Below are 22505 nucleotides of genomic sequence, written 5' to 3' on the forward strand. Positions count from 1 at the left end.
TCCGTCATCGCAGTTCGCCCGGAGGCCCAGAGCCGTGACCAAGCCGCCCTTCACGCACCTTCACGTCCACACCCAGTACTCGCTGCTGGACGGTGCCGCGCGGCTCAAGGACATGTTCGAGGCATGCAATGAAATGGGCATGTCGCACATCGCGATGACGGACCACGGCAACCTGCACGGTGCCTACGACTTCTTCCATTCGGCGAAGAAGGCGGGTGTGACGCCGATCATCGGGATCGAGGCGTACGTCGCGCCCGAGTCGCGCAAGCACAAGCGGAAGGTCCAGTGGGGGCAGCCGCACCAGAAGCGCGACGACGTGTCCGGTTCGGGTGGTTACACCCACAAGACGATCTGGGCGTCGAACAGCACCGGGCTGCACAACCTCTTCCGGCTCTCCTCGGACGCGTACGCCGAGGGCTGGCTCCAGAAGTGGCCCCGCATGGACAAGGAGACGATCTCCCAGTGGTCCGAGGGCCTGATCGCGTCCACCGGGTGCCCCTCCGGTGAGGTGCAGACCCGGCTGCGGCTCGGCCAGTTCGACGAGGCGGTGCAGGCCGCGTCGGACTACAAGGACATCTTCGGCGAGGGCAAGTACTTCCTGGAGCTGATGGACCACGGGATCGAGATCGAGCGCCGGGTCCGCGACGGGCTCCTGGAGATCGGCAGGAAGCTCGACATCCCGCCGCTCGTGACCAACGACTCCCACTACACGTACGCGGACGAGGCCACGGCGCACGACGCGCTGCTCTGCATCCAGACCGGAAAGAACCTCTCCGACCCGGACCGCTTCCGTTTCGACGGCACCGGCTACTACCTCAAGACCACCGACGAGATGTACGGCGTCGACTCCTCCGACGCCTGGCAGCAGGGCTGCGCGAACACCCTGCTGGTCGCCCAGCAGATCGACACCGCCGGGATGTTCGAAGCCAAGAACCTGATGCCGAAGTTCGACATCCCGGAGGGCTACACCGAGATCACCTGGTTCCAGGAAGAGGTCCGGGTCGGCATGAACCGCCGCTTCCCGAACGGTGTCCCCGAGGACCGGCAGAAGCAGGCCGAGTACGAGATGGACATCATCATCCAGATGGGGTTCCCGGGGTACTTCCTGGTCGTCGCCGACTTCATCATGTGGGCCAAGAACCAGGGCATCGCGGTCGGCCCCGGACGAGGCTCGGCGGCCGGCTCGATCGTGTCGTACGCCATGGGCATCACCGACCTCGACCCGATCGAGCACGGACTGATCTTCGAGCGGTTCCTGAACCCCGAGCGCGTCTCCATGCCCGACGTCGACATCGACTTCGACGAGCGCAGGCGCGTCGAAGTCATCCGGTACGTGACCGAGAAGTACGGCGCCGACAAGGTCGCCATGATCGGCACCTACGGAAAGATCAAGGCGAAGAACGCGATCAAGGACTCCGCCCGCGTTCTCGGCTACCCGTACGCCATGGGTGACCGGCTCACCAAGGCCATGCCCGCCGACGTCCTCGGCAAGGGCATCGACCTCAACGGCATCACCGACCCCAAGCACCCGCGCTACAGCGAAGCGGGCGAGATCCGGGGGATGTACGAGAACGAGCCGGACGTCCGCAAGGTCATCGACACCGCGAAGGGCGTCGAGGGTCTGGTCCGGCAGATGGGCGTGCACGCCGCCGGCGTCATCATGTCCAGCGAGCCGATCGTCGACCACGCCCCGATCTGGGTGCGGCACACCGACGGCGTCACGATCACGCAGTGGGACTACCCGCAGTGCGAGTCGCTCGGCCTGCTGAAGATGGACTTCCTCGGCCTGCGGAACCTGACCATCATGGACGACGCCGTCAAGATGGTGGAGGCCAACAAGGGCATCAAGCTCGACCTGCTCTCCCTCCCGCTGGACGACCCCAAGACGTACGAACTGCTCTGCCGCGGTGACACGCTCGGTGTGTTCCAGTTCGACGGCGGCCCGATGCGTTCGCTGCTGCGCCAGATGCAGCCCGACAACTTCGAGGACATTTCCGCCGTCTCGGCCCTGTACCGGCCGGGCCCGATGGGAATGAACTCGCACACGAACTACGCCGAGCGGAAGAACGGCCGCCAGGAGATCACCCCGATCCACCCGGAGCTGGAGGAGCCCCTCAAGGAGGTCCTCGGCCTCACCTACGGCCTGATCGTCTATCAGGAGCAGGTGCAGAAGGCCGCCCAGATCGTCGCCGGATACTCACTCGGCGAGGCCGACATCCTGCGCCGTGTGATGGGCAAGAAGAAGCCCGAGGAGCTGGCGAAGAACTTCGTCCTCTTCGAGGCGGGCGCCAAGGAGAAGGGCTTCTCCGACGCGGCGATCAAGGCACTGTGGGACGTCCTGGTCCCCTTCGCCGGATACGCGTTCAACAAGGCGCACTCCTCGGCGTACGGACTGGTCACCTACTGGACGGCGTACCTCAAGGCGAACTACCCGGCCGAGTACATGGCGGGGCTGCTCACGTCCGTGAAGGACGACAAGGACAAGTCCGCGGTCTACCTCAACGAGTGCCGCCGCATGGGCATCAAGGTGCTGCCCCCCAATGTGAACGAGTCCCTGTCCAACTTCGCCGCCCAGGGCGACGACGTGATCCTCTTCGGTCTGACCGCGATCCGTAACGTCGGTCAGAACGTCGTGGACTCGATCATCAAGACCCGCAAGGCGAAGGGGAAGTACAGCTCCTTCCCCGACTTCCTCGACAAGGTCGAGGCGATCGTCTGCAACAAGCGCACCGTCGAGTCACTCATCAAGGCCGGCGCCTTCGACGAGATGGGCCACACCCGCAAGGGGCTCGTCGCCCACCACGAGCCGATGATCGACAACGTGGTCCAGGTCAAGCGCAAGGAGGCCGAGGGGCAGTTCGACCTCTTCGGCGGCATGGGCGAGGAGGAGTCCGACGAGCCCGGCTTCGGTCTCGACGTGGAGTTCTCCGACATCGAGTGGGAGAAGTCGTACCTGCTCGCGCAGGAGCGCGAAATGCTCGGCCTGTACGTCTCCGACCACCCGCTCTTCGGCATCGAGCACGTGCTGTCGGACAAGTCGGATGCCGCGATCTCGCAGCTCACCGGCGGTGAACACGCGGACGGCGCGATCGTCACCATCGGCGGCATCATCTCCGGCCTCCAGCGCAAGATGACCAAGCAGGGCAACGCCTGGGCGATCGCCACCGTGGAGGACCTCGCGGGCTCCATCGAGTGCATGTTCTTCCCCGCCACGTATCAGCTGGTCTCCACCCAGCTCGTGGAGGACACCGTCGTCTTCGTCAAGGGACGGCTCGACAAGCGCGAGGACGTGCCGCGTCTGGTCGCCATGGAGATGCAGGTCCCCGACGTCTCGTCGGCCGGGACCAACGCGCCGGTCGTGCTGACCATCCCCACGGTCAAGATCACCCCGCCGATGGTCAGCCGCCTCGGCGAGGTCCTCAGCAGCCACCGCGGCGACACCGAGGTGCGGATCAGGCTCCAGGGCCCCCGCAAGACCACCGTGCTGCGGCTCGACCGGCACCGGGTGAAGCCGGACCCCGCGCTCTTCGGCGACCTGAAGGTCCTGCTGGGCCCGTCCTGCCTGGCCGGCTGAGCGTCCGGCGGTCGTACGAGAGGGGCGCCCCGCGAAAGCGGGGCGCCCCTCTCGGCTGTCCGGCCCGCGGCCGGACCGGGAACCGGCCGGTCAGTTGTGGCCGAAGCGCCGCTGGTGCTTACGGGCAACATCAGCGGGGCTGCCCTGAGGCTGCGACTGAGGGGCGCTCTGTGCCTCGAACGACGAGGACTTCGCGTCCTGCGCACTACGCTCCGCGGTGGACGCGGCGCGATCCTGCTGGCTGCCCTGCTTGCGGTTCTTGTTCTTGGCCATGGTGTTCCTCCTATGGGGACTCTCGGGGCCAGGACCGCTGTCAGATTCACATAGCGCAGTAAACGCCGCATTTTGGATCATTACCGTGCGTAGCGAGAGGGTGTGCCGCACCGTTTTCCCGATCCGCCACGCCGATGATCGAGTTCCGGACGTTAACCCCCGCGTGGTCGGGCAGACTCCAGGGAAACCCTGAGTACGCAGGCCCACCCCCCACGACCGGGCCCGCCGAGACCGTTCCCGAATTCCTGGAAGAGGGTGGAACGCGTGGACCGTTGCGTCGTCCTGGTGGACGCCGGATATTTGCTGGGTGCGGCCGCGAGTCTGCTGGCCGGGGAGCCTGCCCGTTCCCGCATCACCGTCGACCACGCGGCCCTGATCCAGGGCCTGCGCGAACGCGCGGAGGCGGACACCCAGCAGCCCCTGCTCCGGATCTACTGGTTCGACGGCGCACCCGACCGCGTCCCGCAGCCGGAACACCGCAGGCTCCGCGTGATGTCCCGTGTGACCGTCCGGCTCGGCGCCCTCACCCGCAGCGACGGACGCTGGGCGCAGAAGGGGGTCGACGCGGCGATGCACGCCGAGCTCACCGAGCTCGCCAGGAACCGCGCCTGCTCCGACGTCGTGCTCGTCACCGGCGACGGCGACCTGCTGCCCGGCCTGATGTCGGCGAAGGAACACGGGGTGGCCGTCCACCTCTGGGCCGTCCAGGCCGCCGACGGCGACTACAACCAGTCCGAGGACCTGGTCGCGGAGGCCGACGAACGGCGGGTGCTGGACCGGGCCTGGATCACCAAGGCCGTACGCGCCAAGGAGATCGGCGGCATCTGCGCGCCGCCACCCGTCCCGCGCCCAGAGATCGCCGCGATCCTCTCCGCGCCCCTCCCGGAAGCCGCGCTGGCGGCCTCGGCGGAGCGGGCCTCCGAGGCCCAGGCCGCCGCCGCGCGCAACGGCGGCTCCGCACCGGCCGGACAGGACACCGGAGCACCGTCCACCCCCGGTCACCGGGGCGTCCCCACGCCCAAGGACCTGGCGAGCCTGCGCGGCCCCGGCAGCCAGGCGGCGCAGCACCCCGCACCGCCGCCCGCCAACGCCACCCTCCGCTGGTCCTCCGACAGGGGCTGGGTCGAGCGCGGCGGACCGCTCGGCGAACCGGCCGAGACCGCCTCGTTGCCGACGCTCGCCCAGCTCACCAGCGCCGAACAGCGCTGGGCGGACCGGGAGGAGGACATCACGACCGTCGGCGGTGATCCGTTCGAGGTCGGCCAGGTCTTCGCCCGCCGCTGGATGGAACGGCTCCCGGAGACCGTCCACCTCCAGAAGCTGTCGACCATGTACCCGCGCATCCCGCACCGGATCGACGGCGAGCTCCTGCGGTACGCGGCACGCTTCGGGCTGCTCGCCCACAAGGACGACCAGATCGACGAACACGACCGTTACGCGATCCGGGCGGGATTCTGGCGCGAGATCGACGTACGGGCCGCCGCCGAGCACGCGCCCGTCGCGGAGTAGCGGCCGGGCGGGGCTCCGGGGCCCCGCGACAGCGCGGTGCCCGGTCCGTAGGGACCGCTCGGCCCGCCGGTCCGTGGCCGGGCCGGCGCGACCCCCGGCGCAATCCGGGGCATCCGACCCCGTACCCTCGTACCTCGTGAGTAAGGGCACAGCACAGGCGCAGACCGGGACCGGGACCGTGTGCGCGGTGCGTGGTCTGGTCAAGACCTATCCCGCCGTCCGCGGACGGCGAGGCGCGGCTGCCACCCCCGAGGTGCGCGCCACCGACGGGATCAGCCTCGATGTCCGGCAGGGCGAGATCTTCGGTCTGCTCGGCCCCAACGGTGCGGGCAAGTCCACTCTGGTGCGCCAGCTCACCGGACTGATGCGGCCCGACTCCGGCAGCGTGGAAGTGCTGGGGCACGACCTCGTGCGCCACCCCGAGCGGGCTTCCCGGCTGATCGGCTACCTCGGGCAGGAATCCACCGCCCTCGACGAGCTGACCGTCTCCCTCGCCGCCGAGACGACCGGACGGCTGCGCGGCCTGCGCGTCCGCGAGGCGCGTGCCGCGCGCGATGCCGTTCTTGAGGAGCTCGGCCTCACGGAACTCGCCGGTCGCCCCCTGAAGAAGCTGTCCGGCGGTCAGCGGCGGCTCGCCTGCTTCGCCGCGGCGCTCGTCGGGGAACGCCCCGTCCTGGTGCTGGACGAGCCCACGACCGGTATGGACCCCGTCGCCCGGCGTGCCGTCTGGGCCGCCGTCGACCGGCGCCGGGCTGAGCGGGGGGCCACGGTGCTGCTCGTCACCCACAACGTGATCGAGGCCGAGACGGTGCTCGACCGGGTCGCCGTACTCGAACGGGGCAAGGTCATCGCCTGCGACACCCCCCAGGGGCTCAAGGAGCAGGTGGCGGGAGAGGTGCGCGTCGAGCTGGTCTGGCGCGAGCGGGCCCCCCTGGACGTGCCCGAGGTGGCGGCGCTGCGAGGGTCCGCCCAGGAGTCCGGGCGGCGCTGGGTCCTGCGGCTCGCGCCCGACGAGGCGCGGGCGGCGGTGGCCGCGGTGACCGGCGGGGCGGCGTTCGCCGCACTCGACGACTTCACGCTGGCCACGCCCAGCCTGGAGGACGTCTACCTGGCGCTCGGCGGGGACGCGGTCAGAGCGACCGAGGGGCTGGTGAAGGCGTGAACGTGCACGTGTCGAAGGGGAGCAGCGCCAGGTGACGAGCATCGTTCGCGCGAAGACGGCGACGGGGGCGGAAGCGGAGCCGGGGACGGCGGCAGGGACGGGGGCGGTGCCCGGACGGTCGCGGACCGCGGCCGGTGTCTCCGCGGCGGCCCCGGCGCCGCTGGCCCCCCGGGCCCGGCTGCTGCCCTCGCTCGCCGCGGTCTACCGGGCCCAGCTCTCGCGCGCGAGGGTCGCCCGGATTCCGCTGCTGTTCGTGGCGACCTTCCAGTCCGTCGGGATCATGGTCCTGATGCGCGGGGTCGTGGACGGGGGGTCCGAGGCGAGAGCCGTCGTCGCCGGGTCCAGCGTGCTGGTCGTGGCCTTCGTCGCGCTGAACCTGCTCGCCCAGTACTTCGGCCAGCTGCGCGCCAGTGGCGGACTCGACCACTACGCCACGCTGCCCGTGCCGCCGGCCGCGGTGGTGCTGGGGGCGGCGGGGGCGTACGCGTCCTTCACCGTGCCCGGCACGGTCGTCACGGCCGTGACCGGCAGCGTGCTCTTCCAGTTGCCGATGACCCATCTCTGGGTGCTCGTCGCCGTGGTGCCGCTGTCCGGGGCGGCGCTGGCCGGTCTCGGAGCGGCGCTGGGGCTGCTGGCGCCGCGTCAGGAACTCGCGACGCTGCTCGGGCAGCTGGGCATGTCCGCCGCGTTGCTGCTGGGCGTGCTGCCGGCCGACCGGCTGCCCCAGCCGGTCGGGTGGGCGCGCGATCTGCTGCCCTCGACGTACGGGGTGGAGGCGCTGGCGCGGTCCTTCGACGCGCATCCGGACTGGCCGGTCATCGCTCTGGACCTCGCGGTGTGCGCGGTGGTGGGGGTGCTGTCGCTGGCGGTGGCGACGTGGGCGTACCGGCGGGCGGCGGTCCGCTAGCGGGTGCGGGTGACCGGGAGAGCGGTCCGGTGAGGCGCCGCACAGGGTCACCTGGCACGATGGCACGGTGACCGCACCTCTGACGCCGCCGCACGAGCCCTCGTCCAACGATCCTTGGCAGACGCCGCCGTCGGGACCCTGGCCCGTGCGCGGCGACGAGCCGTCGCACGGCGCGGAACGGGCGACGGAGCTGCGGCAGGCCGCCGTGATCACCGCCGTGCTCACGGCCGCGGGTGTGCTGCTCGGACTGCTGTGGCTGTGGCTGGCGCCCCGGGTGCCGCTGATCTCCGACGACACGGCGGTCTTCCTGAAGGACAGTGAGGGCGAGGAGGCCGTGGCGGCGGACGGCACGTTCGTGCTGCTGGCGCTCGCCTTCGGTGCCGTCGCCGCGTTCGCGGTGTTCTTCTACCGGCGCCGCGGGGGCATCCTGCTGGTGGCCGGGCTCGCGCTCGGTGGTCTGCTCGGGTCGCTGCTGGCCTGGGGGATCGGCGTCTGGTTCGGGCCTTCGTCGGACGTGGTCGCGCGGGCCAGGGAGGTCGGCAAGGGGGTCACGTTCGACGCACCGCTGGAGCTGCACGCGGTGGGGGCGGTGCTGGCGTGGCCGATTGTGGCGATGCTGGTGCATCTGGGGCTGACGGCGTTGTTCGCTCCGCGGGATCCTGAGGATCCTGAGCCGGAGTGGGGGGTCGCGGAGGGTGCTGAGGGCCCGGCCGGACGGCCCCCGGTGGGCTAGGCGCGGCCGATCGGGGCGAATACCGCGTTCGTCAGGGTTGCCAGGTCCGCGGCCGTCAGTTCCACCTCCAGGCCCCGGCGGCCCGCCGAGACGCAGATGGTCGGGTGGGAGCGGGCCGAGGCGTCCAGGACCGTGCGCAGGGGCTTGCGCTGGCCCAGGGGCGAGATTCCGCCTCGTACGTAGCCCGTCGTGCGTTCCGCCGCCGCCGGGTCCGCCATCGCGGCCCGCTTGCCGCCGACCGCCGATGCCAGTGCCTTCAGGTCCAGGGAGCCGGCCACCGGGACGACCGCCACGGTCAGCTCGCCGTCCACGTCGGCCACCAGGGTCTTGAACACGCGGTCGGGGGAGACGCCGAGGGCTTGGGCCGCCTCCTCGCCGTAGGACGGGGACGACGGGTCGTGCTCGTACGCGTGGACGGTGAAGGCGGCGCCCGCCTCGGTCAGGGCGACCGTGGCCGGGGTGCCGCCCTGCTGTTTCTTCGGCTTCTTCGCCACGGGGCAGGGTCCTCGTGTCAGTTGGGGTGCGTGGGAGCCCGGGTCAGTTCCACCGCGGGCAGCGACGGCAGATGCCGGATGACCGCGGTCTCCTGCCGCAGGAGTGTCAGTTCCTCGCGCAGCCGGGTCGCGGTGTCCGGGGCCTGGAGCAGACGCTGCTTCGACGGGATGTCGAGTACGGCCGCCGCGGCCACCAGGTACGAGACCACCGACGGGTCGTCAGGGAGGTCCGCCCCGGTCGTCAGGGACCGCTCGCTGGCCCCCGCGAGGCGCTTCTGGTAGCTGCGGAAGGCCCGCAGAACGCCCTCGGCGAGCGCACCGGCCTCCTCGGCCCCGCTGGTCCCGCCGCTCTCCTCGTCGCCCGGCTCCTCGGTCAGCTCCTCGACCTCGGCCGTCAGATAGGGGCCGCTCGCGTCCACGGAGAGCAGCTTGACCCTGACCGTGCCGGTGGCCAGGATCTCGAAGCTCCCGTCGGCGCGCTCACGGATCTTCGCGGCGTCCGCGACGCAGCCGACCCGGTGGAAGGACTGGATCGGGTCGGGGCCGAAACCATCGGCCGGTGAGCGGTCGACGGGGACGGCCGCGGCGAGGCTGTCCGGCATTCCGGTGGCGGTCGGGGCGACTTCGCGGCCGTCGCGGATCGCGACCACGACGAAGCGGCGCGGTTCGTCGTCGTCGGTCTGCAGCAACGCGCGCATCATGGCGCGATAACGCTCCTCGAAGACGTTGAGCGGCAGCACGAGGCCGGGGAACAGCACCGCGTTGAGCGGGAAGAGGGGGAGGCGAGCCGTGGTCACAACGGTCAAGCGTAATGGCCACGCGCCCGGCTGCCGCCGTCCCGGTTGCGCAAAGGGGTCAGGGAGGCCACCTGGAGCCGTGCGCCGTCCCTCGCGTCGAGGAACTGACCGAGCGGATCGTCGGACACCGAGGACCACGGGAACGAGGTCGCGTGCGGTCCGATCAGCCGGAATTGTTCCAGGGCCTCGTCCCAGCGCCCGCGCACGACGAGGACGTACGCCAGGAGGTTGCGCGTCTCGGCCGTCCAGAGGTCACCGGGCCGGTAGGCGGCGGAGAGCCTGATCGCGAGATCGGCGGCGGCGTCGATCCGGTCCACCTGCACAGGGCTGGTCCGCGCGGCGAGCTCCGCGTCGAGCAGCAGGGCGAACGCCGCCCGTACCGGCAGCGCCTGCACCAGTGAGTCGGGCAGCGCGTCCTCGGCCGCCCGCTCGGCGAAGTCGAAGCACTCGCGGTGCGAGCCGTACCAGGCGGCGGAGAGGTACTGGAGGGCCGCGACATGGCAGCCGTAGTGGTGCGGGGAGCGCCGTATGGCCTGCTCCCACAGGGCCTCGAACGAGGTGTGCGTGGCGTGCGTACCGCGGGCGTGGTCCAGGGCGAGCCGCCAGGGCACCGGGTCGCCCGGCTGCGCATCGGCCGCCGCCGAGATGAGCGGGCCCACCTCGCGCAGCCGCTCGGCGCGGGCGGGCGACTCCCAGGCCCTGCGGACGGCCAGCCCGGCCTTGACGAGCAGCGCGTCCGGATCGCGGGGGGCGGCGGCCAGCCAGTCGGCGAGCCAGCCGTCGCGGCTGTGCGCGAAGGTGACGAGGCGGGCGAGGCAGCGGTCGCGGGTCTCCCACTCGGCGCCCTCCCGGGTGGCGGCGAGCAGTTCGGCGGCGGGTTCGTACGCGCCGAGGGCGGCGGCCACCAGCGCGGGGGACAGCCGCTCGTCGGGGGCGTCGAGCAGCACCGCGTCATCCACGGGCAGCCCGGCGGACAGCTCGGGGCTGTGCCGGATCATGCGCGTGGTGCTGAGCAGAGCGCGAAGGAATGACATGGTGCAGACCATTGAAAAGCGCTGGTGGGAGGTGCGCCAGAGGGGCGAGGTGAAGCTTCTGTGCCGAGTGGAAGGGTTGCCCCGGCGACGGTCAAGAAAGGGCAAAGGAAATGCCGGATTCTGGCTCGAACACGCCCCACCGGTCACACCTCGCCACCCCGGCGCCACACGCGTACAGCCCTGCCCCCACCGGCCGTTGGGGCAGCCGGCGGGGTACTCCGGTCAGCCGCGGCGCAGCAGTCGCGAGGCGCCCGCCGCGACCGTCGTGGCCAATATCCAGCCCAGCAGGACGAGCGCCGCCCCCGCCCACTGCCAGCCGCCCTCCAGCCGCCAGTAACCGTCCTGCCCGAGGTTGATCACCGGCACCAGCAGATCGAGCGCGTACAGCGCCGCGTTCCACTGCGGGTGCTCGTCCTTCTTGATCGCCGCGGGGTCGTAGTGCGAGAACGCCACCGTGCCCGCCGCCCACAGCACCGCCATCCACACCGCCGCCCGCCCCGGCCGGTAGCCGTACGCCACCGTCCAGTCCTGGAGGTAGCCCCACAGCCGGGCGGCGGGCGGCAGTGTCTCCCGGCGCCGCCGCTGCTTGGCGAGGAGCACCTCGCGGGCGTCCGCGTCCTCGCCGCAGCTGCGCAGGACGGCGGCGAGCCGCTCGTACGGCTCGGGCACGTACTCCGGAGTCGCCGCCAGCACCCATTCCAGCCGCCGGGAGAGCGGGAAGTGCCCGTACGGGACGAGGTTCTCGTACACGAATCCGCCCATCGCCAGACCGCCCGGACCCGGCCAGCTGGTCGACACGTCGATCAGCGTGACGACCTTGGCGCCGTTCAGCACGACCCGGCCCTCCTCCGGGCGCTCCGCGTTGAAGCGCAGCTCCGGAGTGACGATCCTGCGCAGCGACAGCTCCTCGTGCCGGGCCAGCACGAACCGCGCCTTGTGCAGATCCACCGCGTCCCCGAACCTGCCGTCGTCCAGCCGCACCCCGCCCCGGCACTCGAAGACCTGGGAGCGGGTGCCGCGCGCCGGGGTGCCCGACGACCGTGCGATGCCGTACGGGGGAGTGGTGCCCTGGTTCCCCGTGTCCACGCTCACCCACGCCTCGGTCATGTACAGCGTGCGTTCGACGGTCAGCTGCGGGGCGTTCAGCGCCCGCCGCCCCTCCGTGCCGCGCAGCCGGCTGCCGCGCAGACTCAGCGAACCGCCGACCTTCGCGCCGCGCAGGCTCAGCTCCCCGCGCGTCTCGACCATCTCGGCCTGAAGGTCCTGGGCCACGGCGAGTCCGTCGGCGGTCAGGGCGCGGCCCCGCCGGTCGGGGCCGATGCTGATCTGGTTGATCAGCAGATCCGTACCGATCTGGGCGTCCGTGAGCCGGATACCGCTCTCGATCCGGCAGCGCGGCAGATGCAGATCACCCTCGGTGTGCAGCCGGGCCGCCTCAAGGCGCGGCATCGCGCAGCCGACCATCCGCAGGGTCGTGAAGTGGCACTCGGGGAGCACCACCTCCTGCTCGAAGCGGCAGCCCGTCAGCTCGACGTACGGGGAGACACGCCCGCCCGCCATGTCCAGCCGCCCCGTGATCCGTACGCCCCGGAGCTTCAGCGCCGCCACCCGGCCGTGCCGCGCCGTGGGCCCGCTCAGCAGCAGCCGGGCCACCGTCCGGGCGCCGACACTCCGTTCGGGACCCCAGATGTGTGCCGCGAACGGATCGTCGCGCACCGGGTCATGGGTACGCAGGTCGTAGGTGGTGCCGTTCCGGAAGGACTGCCACATGCCCAGCTCCGCTGCGCTGAGGCCGTCCGGGATATCGCCATCCTGCGGCTCGGTCACTGCCGTCCCCTCTGTGCAGATGCCGTACGTCTGTTCTTCCCCCTGTGTGACGGCGTGAACGCTAGTAGTCAGCAGTGACAGCCGGGACATGTATCAGCCAGTGATACGGACGTCCGGGCGCCGGAAGCGGTCTGCGAGAATTGGGGGGTGATCTCTCGAATCGATCTGCGCGGTACTGCCCTCCCCGAGGGCGGCGACCTGCGCGACCTGCTGCCCCGTGCCGAGTTCGACGTGGAAGCCGCCCTGGAAACGGTGCGGCCCATCTGCGAGGACGTACGCCATCGTGGCTCCGCGGCAGTGATCGAGTGGGGGGAGAAATTCGACGGCGTACGCCTCGACTCGATCCGGGTCCCGGCCGCGGCCCTCACCGAGGCGCTGGAGCAGCTCGACCCCGCCGTACGCGCCGCGCTGGAGGAGTCGATCCGCCGCGCCCGGCTCGTCCACCGCGAGCAGCGCCGCACCACGCACACCACCCAGGTCGTCCCGGGCGGCACGGTCACCGAGAAGTGGGTGCCCGTCGACCGCGTCGGGCTGTACGTACCGGGCGGGCGCTCCGTCTATCCGTCGTCCGTCGTCATGAACGTCGTACCGGCCCAGGAGGCGGGCGTCGAGGGCGTCGCTGTCTCCTCGCCGCCGCAGAAGGAGTTCGGCGGGCTGCCGCACCCCACCATCCTCGCCGCCTGCGCCCTCCTCGGCGTCGACGAGGTGTACGCGGCGGGCGGCGCCCAGGCCATCGCGATGTTCGCGTACGGGACGGCCGACTGCCGGCCCGTGAACCTCGTCACAGGTCCCGGCAACATCTACGTCGCCGCGGCCAAGCGCCTCCTCAAGGGCCGCATCGGCATCGACGCCGAAGCCGGCCCGACCGAGATCGCGATCCTCGCCGACTCCACCGCAGACCCGGTGCACGTCGCCGCCGACCTGATCAGCCAGGCCGAGCACGACCCCATGGCCGCCGCCGTCCTCGTCACCGACTCCGAGGAGCTGGCCGCCGCCACCGAGGCCGAGCTGGTCCCGCAGATCGCGGCCACCAAGCACGTCACGGACCGCATCGAGCCCGCCCTGGCCGGCCGCCAGTCCGCGATCGTCCTGGTCAACGACCTGGAGGACGGCCTGAAGGTCGTCGACGCCTACGCCGCCGAGCACCTGGAGATCCAGACCGCGGACGCCGCCGCCGTGGCGGCCCGGGTCCGCAACGCCGGCGCGGTCTTCGTCGGCCCGTGGTCGCCGGTCTCCCTCGGGGACTACTGCGCGGGCTCCAACCACGTCCTGCCCACCGGCGGCTGCGCCTGCCACTCCTCGGGCCTGTCCGTGCAGTCCTTCCTGCGCGGCATCCACATCGTCGACTACACGCGCGACGCCCTCGCCGAGGTCACGCACCACGTCGTGACCCTCGCCGAGGCCGAGGACCTCCCGGCACACGGCGCCGCGCTCAAGGCCAGGTTCGGCTGGAAGGTTCCGCAGGCGTGACAGACGGCAGCACCACCCGCAACCCCTGGGACGCGCTTCCCCTCCGCGAGGAGCTCCGCGGCCAGTCCCCCTACGGGGCGCCACAGCTCGACGTACCCGTACGCCTGAACACCAACGAGAATCCGTACCCGCTCCCCGAGGCGCTGGTCGACCGGATCGCCGAGCGGGTCCGCGAGGCCGCCCGCGACCTCAACCGCTACCCCGACCGGGACGCCGTCGAACTCCGTACCGAACTGGCCCGCTACCTCACCCGCACCGCCGGGCACGAGGTCGGCTTCGCCAACGTCTGGGCGGCCAACGGGTCCAACGAGGTGCTCCAGCAGCTGCTGCAGACCTTCGGCGGCCCGGGGCGCACGGCGATCGGTTTCGAACCCTCGTACTCGATGCACGCACTCATCTCGCGCGGCACCGGCACGGGGTGGATCTCCGGACCGCGCAACGAGGACTTCACCATCGATGTCGCGGCGGCCCGCGCGACCATCGCCGAGCGGCGGCCGGACGTCGTGTTCATCACCTCGCCCAACAACCCCACCGGTACCGCGGTCGACGCCGAAACCGTCCTCGCGCTGTACGAGGCGGCGCAGGCGGCCAAGCCGTCGATGGTCGTCGTCGACGAGGCGTACGGGGAGTTCAGCCACCACCCCTCGCTGCTCCCGCTGATCGAGGGGCGCCCGCACCTGGTGCTCTCGCGCACCATGTCGAAGGCGTTCGGCGCCGCCGGACTGCGCCTCGGCTACCTCGCCGCGGACCCGGCCGTCGTCGACGCCGTACAGCTGGTGCGGCTGCCGTACCACCTGTCCTCCATCACCCAGGCCACCGCGCTCGCCGCCCTGGAACACACCGATACGCTGCTGGGGTACGTCGCGCAGCTCAAGGGCGAGCGCGACCGGATCGTCGACGAGCTGCGCGCACTCGGCTTCGACGTGACCGACTCGGACGCCAACTTCGTCCAGTTCGGCCGCTTCGCCGACAGTCACACCGCCTGGCAGCAGATCCTCGACCGGGGCGTCCTGGTCCGGGACAACGGCGTACCGGGATGGCTGCGGGTCTCCGCGGGGACCCCGGCCGAGAACGACGCGTTCCTCGATGCGGCGCGCACGCTTGTCACTGAGAACGCCAAGAAGGAGCACGAGGCATGAACCCCCGCGTAGGCCGCGTGGAACGCACCACGAAGGAAACGTCCGTGCTCGTCGAGATCAACCTCGACGGCACCGGAAAAGTCGATGTGTCGACGGGGGTCGGCTTCTACGACCACATGCTCGACCAGCTCGGCCGCCACGGACTCTTCGACCTCACGGTCAAGACCGAGGGCGACCTGCACATCGACTCGCACCACACCATCGAGGACACCGCCCTCGCGCTCGGCGCCGCCTTCAAGCAGGCCCTCGGCGACAAGGTCGGCATCTACCGCTTCGGCAACTGCACCGTCCCGCTGGACGAGTCGCTCGCCCAGGTCACCGTCGACCTCTCCGGCCGGCCGTACCTGGTGCACACCGAGCCCGAGAAGATGGCGCCGATGATCGGCGAGTACGACACGACGATGACCCGGCACATCCTGGAGTCCTTCGTCGCCCAGGCGCAGATCGCCCTGCACGTCCACGTGCCGTACGGGCGCAACGCCCACCACATCGTGGAGTGCCAGTTCAAGGCGCTGGCCCGCGCCCTGCGATACGCCTCCGAGCGCGACACGCGCGCCGCCGGAATCCTTCCCTCCACGAAGGGCGCGCTGTGACCGGGCTCAATACGATTCTGATCGTCGTCGGCCTCTTCCTGGCCGGCGGCGTCTACTCCTTCTCGAAACAGGACATGCCCAAGGGCGTCGTCGTCCTGCTCGGGATCGGCTCCGTGATGTGCCTGCTCGCGGGCATCCTGCGGATTCAGGGACTCTGGGACTGAGGAACGGCTGTGAGTGACAAGAAGAAGGTCGTCGTCTTCGACTACGGCTTCGGCAACGTACGTTCCGCCGAGCGGGCACTCGCCCATGTCGGCGCGGACGTCGAGATCACCCGCGACTTCGACACGGCGATGAACGCCGACGGGCTGCTGGTGCCCGGCGTCGGAGCGTTCTCCGCCTGCATGGAGGGCCTGAAGAAGGCCCGCGGCGAATGGGTCATCGGCCGCAGGCTGGCCGGCGGGCGCCCCGTCATGGGCATCTGCGTCGGCATGCAGATCCTGTTCGAGCGCGGCATCGAGCACGGCGTGGAGACGGAAGGGCTGGACGAGTGGCCCGGCACTGTCGGTCCGCTCAGGGCCGACGTCGTCCCGCACATGGGCTGGAACACCGTGGAGGCCCCCGAGGACTCCCAGCTCTTCGCCGGTCTGGACGCCGACGCCCGGTACTACTTCGTGCACTCGTACGCGGCGCACGACTGGTCCCTCGAAGTCACCAACGCCAAGATCCGTGCCCCCAGGGTCACCTGGTCCACGCACGGCGAGCGCTTCGTGGCGGCCGTGGAGAACGGCGCGCTGTGGGCCACCCAGTTCCACCCCGAGAAGTCCGGCGATGCCGGCGCCCAGCTGCTGACCAACTGGATCGAGACGCTGTAATGCCGAAGCTTGAACTGCTCCCCGCCGTCGACGTCCGCGACGGGCAGGCCGTCCGCCTCGTCCACGGCGAGTCCGGCTCCGAGACCTCGTACGGCGACCCGTTGCAGGCCGCCCTCACCTGGCAGCGGGCGGGCGCCGAGTGGCTGCACCTCGTGGACCTGGACGCCGCCTTCGGCACCGGTGACAACCGGGCGCAGATCGCCGAGGTCGCCCGCTCCATGGACATCAAGGTGGAGCTCTCCGGCGGGATCCGCGACGACGCCTCGCTCGCCGCCGCCCTCGCCACCGGCTGCACCCGCGTCAACCTCGGCACCGCCGCCCTGGAGACCCCGGAATGGGTCGCCAAGGTGATCGCCGAGCACGGCGACAAGATCGCCGTCGGTCTCGACGTCCGCGGCACCACCCTCCGCGGCCGCGGCTGGACCCGCGACGGCGGAGACCTCTACGAGACGCTCGCCCGCCTCGACTCCGAGGGCTGCGCCCGCTACGTCGTCACCGACATCGCCAAGGACGGCACGCTCCAGGGCCCCAACCTGGAACTGCTCAAGAACGTCTGCGCCGCCACCGACAAGCCCGTCGTGGCCTCCGGCGGCGTCTCCTCGCTGGACGACCTGCGGGCGATCTCCTCGCTCGTCGCGGAAGGCGTCGAGGGCGCGATCGTCGGCAAGGCGCTGTACGCGAAGGCGTTCACCCTGGAAGAGGCGCTGAAGGCGGTCTCCGCATGACGGACTCCGTACGCCGCCTCTCCACCGGCGCCCCCTGGGAGGACAGGTTCGGCTACTCCCGCGCCGTGGAACTGCCCAACGGACTCGTCCTGGTCGCCGGCTGCACGTCGGTGGTCAAGGGCGAGATCTCGGCGGGCAGCCCGTACGAGCAGACCAGGACCTCTTTCGACGTCGCCTTCGAGGCGCTGAAGGAGCTCGGCCTCGGCCGCGAGGACGTCGTCCGTACCCGGATGTACATCACGCACGCGCGGGACGTCGAGGACGTGGGCCGCGCGCACAAGGAACTGTTCGACGACGTACGGCCCGCCGCCTCGATGATCATCGTGTCCGGGTTCGTCGACCCGAGCCTGGTCGTCGAGGTCGAGGTCGAAGCATTCAGGGCAGGTACGAAGTGAGCCTCGCGGTCCGAGTCATTCCCTGCCTGGACGTCGACAACGGCCGGGTCGTCAAGGGTGTCAACTTCCAGAATCTGCGCGACGCGGGTGACCCCGTCGAGATGGCGAAGCTGTACGACGCCGAGGGCGCCGACGAGCTGACCTTCCTCGACATCACCGCGTCCAGCGGCGACCGGGAGACCACCTACGACGTGGTGCGCCGCACCGCCGAGCAGGTCTTCATCCCGCTCACGGTCGGCGGCGGTGTCCGCACCCCCGACGACGTCGACAAACTGCTGCGCGCCGGCGCCGACAAGGTCGGCGTCAACACGGCGGCCATCGCCCGGCCCGACCTGATCCGCGAGATCGCCGAACGCTTCGGACGCCAGGTCCTCGTGCTCTCGGTCGACGCCCGGCGCACCCCCGCGGGGACGTTCGAGGTGACGACCCACGGTGGCCGCAAGGGCACCGGTATCGACGCCGTCGAGTGGGCGCACCGGGCCGCCGAGCTCGGCGCGGGCGAGATCCTGCTCAACTCGATGGACGCGGACGGCACGAAGGACGGCTACGACACCGAGATGATCGCGGCCGTACGCGCGCACGTCACGGTCCCGGTCATCGCCTCCGGCGGCGCGGGCCGGCTCGCGGACTTCGCGCCGGCCATCGAGGCGGGTGCCGACGCGGTGCTCGCCGCGTCCGTCTTCCACTTCGGTGACCTGCGGATCTCCGAGGTGAAGGACACCCTCCGGGAAGCCGGTCACCCGGTCCGCTGAGGTCTGGTGCACACACGAGGCCCGGAGGGTGCCGGTCGCGAAGACCGGTGATCTCACCGATGTGCGCGCACGGGGTGCACCGCGAAAGTGGCGACCGCCAACGAACAACGGCGGCAGCCACGCGGTGCACCCCGAAGCCTTGGGCGAGGTTCTCGGTCCCCGAGCACGGTGTGGCTGCGCCACGACCGAGAGGACCCCCCTCGTGCACCAGCTCCTCCCCTTTGGCGGCGCCTCCCCGCGCCGGCACCGGATGTCCACGGGCCGCACCCGCACTCTCAGAACCCTGCTGGCCAGCGCCGCCGCCACCGCCGGCCTGTTCACCGCGCTGATCCCCGCCGGTGCCCAGGCCGCCGACAACCCCTACCAGCGCGGCCCCGCGCCGACCGTGTCGAGCATCGAGGCGAGCCGCGGCACGTACGCCGTCTCGGAGACCTCGGTCTCCTCGCTGGTGAGCGGCTTCGGCGGCGGCACCATCTACTACCCGACGTCCACCGCGGACGGCACCTTCGGCGCGGTCGCCATCGCACCCGGCTTCACCGCCTACCAGTCCAGCATGGCCTGGCTCGGACCGCGGCTCGCCTCCCAGGGCTTCGTCGTCTTCACCATCGACACCAACTCCACGCTGGACCAGCCCGCCAGCCGTGGCGACCAGCTCCTGGCCGCGCTGGACTACCTGACCCAGCAGAGCTCGGTCCGCACCCGGATCGACAGCTCCCGGCTCGGCGTGATGGGTCACTCCATGGGCGGCGGCGGCACGCTGGAGGCCGCCAAGGACCGTACCTCGCTGAAAGCGGCGATCCCGCTGACCGGCTGGAACACCGACAAGACCTGGCCGGAGGTGCGGACACCCACCCTGGTGGTCGGCGCGGACGGTGACACCGTGGCGTCGGTCGGCACGCACTCCGAGCCGTTCTACACCTCGCTGCCCAGCACGCTCGACAAGGCGTACCTGGAGCTGCGCGGCGCCACGCACTTCACGCCGAACTCCTCCAACACCACGATCGCGAAGTACAGCATCTCGTGGCTGAAGCGGTTCATCGACAACGACACCCGGTACGAGCAGTTCCTCTGCCCACTGCCGCAGGCGAGCCTGACGATCGCCGAGTACCGGGGCACGTGCCCGCACACCTCCTAGAGCGTGGGGAAGGGGCCGGACCGGTGCGCCCGGTCCGGCCCCTTCCGTATAGCCGCCACCCGGCCGATGCTGTGCCGCCGCACAGCGCCCGGCACCTCCCGTTGGGAGGCTGCCCCGCACCGGGCCGTCCCGGCGGAGCATCCGGATGCCTGCCTTCCGAGGTTGTTTACGCGGAAGTAACGTGACGGCGTGACCTCATCCACGACCGTGCACAGTCCGCTCCGGCTGTACGGCCGCAGCGGTGAACTCGCCATCCTGGACGGGCTGTTGAGTCGGCTGCGGGCGGGTGACGGCGGCGCGCTCGTACTGACCGCGCCGCCCGGCACCGGCCGTACCGCACTCCTGCGGGCGACGGCCGACACTCATCGCGCGTACGAGCGGGGGCCGGTGCTGTACGCGACGGGGGCGCCCGCCGAGCAACGCCTGCCCTACAGCGGGCTGCACGCCCTGCTCTGCTCGGCGCCCGGCGTCCTGCCCGCACAGGCCGACCGGGTACTGCGCTCCGGCATCACCCCGGGCGGCCTGCTCGGCCTGCTGAGGGGCCTCGGCGCCCAACGGCCGCTGCTGGTCTGCGTCGACGACGCGCACGCCTGGGACCCCGACTCGCGGGCCGCGCTCGGCTTCGCGGCCCGCAGGCTCGGCGCGGGCGGCAGGGTCGCCGTGGTCCTCGGCGCCGAGGACGAGACCAGTTTCGCGGGGCTGCCCGCGCTCCGGCTCGGCCCGCTGGACGACGATGCCGCGGCCGCCCTGCTCGACCGGCTCACCGACGGGGGCGGCGGCGTCGACCCGGTCGTACGGAGCGAACTGCTGCGGGAAGCCGCGGGCAACCCGGGCATGCTCACCGGACTCGCCGGCCGCCTCACCCCCGACCAACTGGCCGGGCGCACCGCGCTGCCCTATCCGCTGCCCGGCGGTGAAAGCGTCCTCGACTCCCACGCGGCGCACCTCGACGCCCTCGCGCCGGACACCCGGACCCTTCTCCTGCTGGCCGCGGCGGCCCAGGAACACGAACCCGACGGCGCGGGAGCGGACGCCGCCCTGCTGATGCGGGCGGGCGCCGGGGCCGGGCTCGCCCCCGGCTTCCTGGACCACGTGCTCCTGGGCTCCGCCGGGATCACGGGCATCCTCCAACGCACGGGCAGCCGACTGCACTTCAGCCACCCGCTGCTGCGCCGGGCCGTCCTGCACCGCGCGTCCCCGGCCAGGCGCCGCGCGGTGCACGAACTGCTCGCCACCCTGCTGACGGGTCCCTGCGCGCCGCCGCTGCCCCCGCTCGTCCAGCGGGCCTGCGCCGCGCCGGGCCCCGACGCGGCGCTCGCCGGACAACTGGCGGCGGCGGCCGTCGCACCCCGCCCGCACGCCGAGCGGTCCGCCGCACTCGCCCGGTCCGCCGGGCTCTCCACCGACGACACCTTGCGCGCCACCCGGTTCGCCGCCGCGGCCGAGCACGCCCGGCTCGCGGGCGACGCGGCCCGCTCCCGTGCCCTGCTGGCCCGCACCGGCGCTCACCCGGCGGCCGGCGGCCCCTCCTCGTACGGTGCGGCCCGAGGAAGCGGCACCCCTACCGCCGGAGGGCTCGCCGCCTACGTACGCGGCATGCTCGCCCTGCGCGACGGACCGGCCGCCGACGCCCGGGCAACCCTCGTCGCCGCGGCCTCGCTCCTCGCCGCGCACGATCCGCGCCGCACCCTCGACGCCCTGTTCGGCGCGGCCGAGGCCGCCTGGGCGATGGGGGACGCCGTCGCCTACCTGGACGCCATGACCAGGATTCCCGACTCCCCGCACGACCGGGGCGTGGCCCACTACCGCGCCGGAATGTGCGCCGTGCTCGGCGGACGCACCGCCGAGGGCCACGCTCTCCTCCGGGGCTGTCTCGACTCCGCCGAAGGCACCGAGGACCCGGCCGCCCTGCTGCGGGCGGGGGCCTCGGCCCTGGTTCTGGGCGAGGTCGAGGACGCCTGCCGGGCCGGCGCCCGCACGCTCGCCGCCGTCCGCACCCGCGGGCCCGAAGCGCTGCTGCCTCAGGCGCTGGAGCACCTCGCCTACGCCGAACTGCGGGCCGGCCGGCACGCCAGAGCCCGCGCGCACGCCCTGGAGGGCCTGCACGCCGCCCGCCGTACCGGGCAGCCCAACGCCTCCGCCCATCTGCACGCCGTACTGGCGCTCGCCGCCTCCGTGGAGGGGCCCGCCGAGGCGTGTGCCGCCCACTGCGACGCCGCCCTGGCCGGCGCCGGGCCCCACGGCCTCGTCCAGGCGGCGACGCTCGCCACCTGGGCCGTCGCCCGCGCCGACCTGGCCGCGGGGCGGCCGGGCGAGGCGGCGGCCCGGCTCGCACCCCTCGTCGGCCCCGGCCCCCGGCGCGGCCACTTCGCCACCCGGATGCTGGCCGTGCCCTGCTACATCGAGGCGGCCGTGCTCTCGGGCCGCGCGGACGAGGCGCCGGACGGCCTCACTGCGGCCGTCGAGGAGTTCGCCCGGTGGACCGAACGCACCACCGACCCGCTGGCCCCCGCCCAACTCGCGCGCTGCCGGGCCCTGCTGGCGCCCCCGGAGGAGGCCGCCGCCCGCTACGAGGAGGCCATGGCCCACCACGACCGGGCGGGCGGCGACTTCGAACGCGCCCGTACCCAGCTCCTCCACGGCCAGTGGCTGCGGCGCCGCCGGCAGACCCGCGCCGCCCGGGGGCCCCTGCGCGACGCCCTCGTCGCGTTCGAACGCTGCTCCGCCCGCTCCTGGGCCGACCGCGCGGCCGGAGAGCTCCGCGCGGCCGGGGAGGCGGTCGACGTGCCGGAGGCGACCGGCCCCACGCCGCTCGCCGGGCTCACCCCGCAGCAGCAGCGGATCGCCCGGTACGTCGCGGAGGGCGCCACGAACCGGGAGGTGGCGGTACGTCTCTCGGTGAGTCCCCGGACGGTCGATCACCATCTGCGCAACGTCTTCGCCGCCCTGGGCGTCAGGTCCCGGACCGAGCTCGCCAGGCTGCTGGGCCGCCCGTAGGGACCGTGGTTCCGGGCCGGGCGCGCGGGTGTGTGACCGGGAGGTTGCAGGACCGTGATGATAAGAACGCCGCAGACCCCTAGGTACCGACTGGGCGGTATGCCATTCTGCGGGCGTCAGGATCATTCGGTGTGCTCGTGCCCAAGGCCGGACCGGGTGCACCGGAGCCGGTCT

20 protein-coding genes are annotated in these 22505 nt (G+C 71.9%); 15 read left to right on the plus strand and 5 right to left on the minus strand.

All coding sequences use genetic code 11. The annotated features are described in order from the left end of the window. Positions 1–34: 34 nt before the first annotated feature. Entirely contained in the window at positions 35–3574 is a 3540-nt protein-coding gene (gene dnaE / locus AC07FA_RS04355) for a DNA polymerase III subunit alpha (protein ID WP_479073150.1), read from the plus strand. 90 nt (positions 3575–3664) lie between these two features. On the opposite strand, the gene AC07FA_RS04360 is transcribed toward dnaE, so the two are convergent. Beyond that, positions 3665–3847, minus strand: a complete 183-nt coding sequence (locus tag AC07FA_RS04360; RefSeq protein ID WP_362842782.1) for a hypothetical protein — start codon at positions 3845–3847, stop codon at positions 3665–3667. Between the two features lie 255 nt (positions 3848–4102). On the opposite strand from AC07FA_RS04360, the gene AC07FA_RS04365 reads away from it, so the two are divergent. From AC07FA_RS04365 to AC07FA_RS04380, 4 genes are all read left to right on the plus strand, one after another. Further along, positions 4103–5356, plus strand: a complete 1254-nt coding sequence (locus tag AC07FA_RS04365; protein ID WP_479073151.1) for an NYN domain-containing protein — start codon at positions 4103–4105, stop codon at positions 5354–5356. A gap of 178 nt (positions 5357–5534) precedes the next feature. Beyond that, positions 5535–6518, plus strand: coding sequence for an ABC transporter ATP-binding protein (locus AC07FA_RS04370; RefSeq protein WP_479073438.1), 984 nt, complete (start codon positions 5535–5537; stop codon positions 6516–6518). 31 nt (positions 6519–6549) lie between these two features. Further along, on the plus strand, positions 6550–7425 hold the full coding sequence (locus AC07FA_RS04375) for an ABC transporter permease (RefSeq protein WP_479073152.1): 876 nt from the start codon (positions 6550–6552) through the stop codon (positions 7423–7425). Positions 7426–7492: 67 nt separating this feature from the next. Further along, the gene (locus tag AC07FA_RS04380) at positions 7493–8158 is read left to right on the plus strand and encodes an ABC transporter permease (protein ID WP_479073153.1); all 666 of its coding nucleotides are present in this window, start codon (positions 7493–7495) and stop codon (positions 8156–8158) included. Here the strand turns inward: AC07FA_RS04380 and ybaK are convergent. The 4 genes from ybaK to AC07FA_RS04400 all read right to left on the minus strand — a co-directional run bounded on the left by ybaK (position 8155) and on the right by AC07FA_RS04400 (position 12310). After that, a complete protein-coding gene (ybaK, locus tag AC07FA_RS04385) occupies positions 8155–8652 on the minus strand; it encodes a Cys-tRNA(Pro) deacylase (protein ID WP_479073154.1) in 498 nt (165 codons plus the stop codon). The genes AC07FA_RS04380 and ybaK overlap by 4 nt on opposite strands. A gap of 17 nt (positions 8653–8669) precedes the next feature. Continuing rightward, complete coding sequence (locus tag AC07FA_RS04390; RefSeq protein WP_479073155.1) at positions 8670–9449, minus strand: LON peptidase substrate-binding domain-containing protein; 780 nt, start codon at positions 9447–9449, stop codon at positions 8670–8672. 5 nt (positions 9450–9454) lie between these two features. Beyond that, on the minus strand, positions 9455–10495 hold the full coding sequence (locus AC07FA_RS04395; RefSeq protein ID WP_479073156.1) for a hypothetical protein: 1041 nt from the start codon (positions 10493–10495) through the stop codon (positions 9455–9457). Between the two features lie 210 nt (positions 10496–10705). Continuing rightward, positions 10706–12310, minus strand: coding sequence for an oxidoreductase (locus tag AC07FA_RS04400; RefSeq protein ID WP_479073157.1), 1605 nt, complete (start codon positions 12308–12310; stop codon positions 10706–10708). Between the two features lie 147 nt (positions 12311–12457). On the opposite strand from AC07FA_RS04400, the gene hisD reads away from it, so the two are divergent. The 10 genes from hisD to AC07FA_RS04450 all read left to right on the plus strand — a co-directional run bounded on the left by hisD (position 12458) and on the right by AC07FA_RS04450 (position 22331). Continuing rightward, positions 12458–13780 carry a histidinol dehydrogenase gene (gene hisD / locus AC07FA_RS04405; RefSeq protein WP_479073158.1) on the plus strand — a complete coding sequence of 441 codons (1323 nt, stop codon included), beginning with the start codon at positions 12458–12460 and terminating at the stop codon, positions 13778–13780. Beyond that, a complete protein-coding gene (locus tag AC07FA_RS04410) occupies positions 13777–14919 on the plus strand; it encodes a histidinol-phosphate transaminase (RefSeq protein WP_479073159.1) in 1143 nt (380 codons plus the stop codon). Before hisD ends, AC07FA_RS04410 begins: the two co-directional genes overlap by 4 nt. Continuing rightward, positions 14916–15512, plus strand: coding sequence for an imidazoleglycerol-phosphate dehydratase HisB (gene hisB / locus AC07FA_RS04415; RefSeq protein WP_479073160.1), 597 nt, complete (start codon positions 14916–14918; stop codon positions 15510–15512). Before AC07FA_RS04410 ends, hisB begins: the two co-directional genes overlap by 4 nt. Next, a complete protein-coding gene (locus tag AC07FA_RS04420) occupies positions 15509–15676 on the plus strand; it encodes a hypothetical protein (protein ID WP_479073161.1) in 168 nt (55 codons plus the stop codon). Before hisB ends, AC07FA_RS04420 begins: the two co-directional genes overlap by 4 nt. 9 nt (positions 15677–15685) lie before the next feature. Further along, complete coding sequence (hisH, locus tag AC07FA_RS04425; RefSeq protein WP_479073162.1) at positions 15686–16327, plus strand: imidazole glycerol phosphate synthase subunit HisH; 642 nt, start codon at positions 15686–15688, stop codon at positions 16325–16327. Next, a complete protein-coding gene (priA, locus tag AC07FA_RS04430) occupies positions 16327–17052 on the plus strand; it encodes a bifunctional 1-(5-phosphoribosyl)-5-((5-phosphoribosylamino)methylideneamino)imidazole-4-carboxamide isomerase/phosphoribosylanthranilate isomerase PriA (RefSeq protein ID WP_383788347.1) in 726 nt (241 codons plus the stop codon). The genes hisH and priA overlap by 1 nt, the downstream gene beginning before the upstream one ends. Next, positions 17049–17447 (plus strand): RidA family protein, encoded by a 399-nt coding sequence (locus tag AC07FA_RS04435; protein ID WP_479073163.1) that lies wholly within the window; start codon positions 17049–17051, stop codon positions 17445–17447. Before priA ends, AC07FA_RS04435 begins: the two co-directional genes overlap by 4 nt. After that, on the plus strand, positions 17444–18199 hold the full coding sequence (hisF, locus tag AC07FA_RS04440; protein WP_479073164.1) for an imidazole glycerol phosphate synthase subunit HisF: 756 nt from the start codon (positions 17444–17446) through the stop codon (positions 18197–18199). Before AC07FA_RS04435 ends, hisF begins: the two co-directional genes overlap by 4 nt. Positions 18200–18401: 202 nt before the next feature. Next, a complete protein-coding gene (gene bdeA / locus AC07FA_RS04445) occupies positions 18402–19334 on the plus strand; it encodes a bis(hydroxyethyl) terephthalate hydrolase (RefSeq protein ID WP_479073165.1) in 933 nt (310 codons plus the stop codon). 189 nt (positions 19335–19523) lie between these two features. Further along, positions 19524–22331 (plus strand): helix-turn-helix transcriptional regulator, encoded by a 2808-nt coding sequence (locus AC07FA_RS04450; protein ID WP_479073166.1) that lies wholly within the window; start codon positions 19524–19526, stop codon positions 22329–22331. Positions 22332–22505 lie beyond the last annotated feature (174 nt).

It is taken from the genome of Streptomyces sp. NPDC045968 (assembly GCF_056430475.1).

Bases quoted from the DNA above. Each gene is read 5' to 3' on its own strand.
- AC07FA_RS04360 (WP_362842782.1), bottom strand. From the start codon at position 3,847: ATGGCCAAGAACAAGAACCGCAAGCAGGGCAGCCAGCAGGATCGCGCC.
- AC07FA_RS04395 (WP_479073156.1), bottom strand. From the start codon at position 10,495: ATGGTCTGCACCATGTCATTCCTTCGCGCTCTGCTCAGCACCACGCGC.
- hisB (WP_479073160.1), top strand. From the start codon at position 14,916: ATGAACCCCCGCGTAGGCCGCGTGGAACGCACCACGAAGGAAACGTCC.
- priA (WP_383788347.1), top strand. From the start codon at position 16,327: ATGCCGAAGCTTGAACTGCTCCCCGCCGTCGACGTCCGCGACGGGCAG.
- AC07FA_RS04435 (WP_479073163.1), top strand. From the start codon at position 17,049: ATGACGGACTCCGTACGCCGCCTCTCCACCGGCGCCCCCTGGGAGGAC.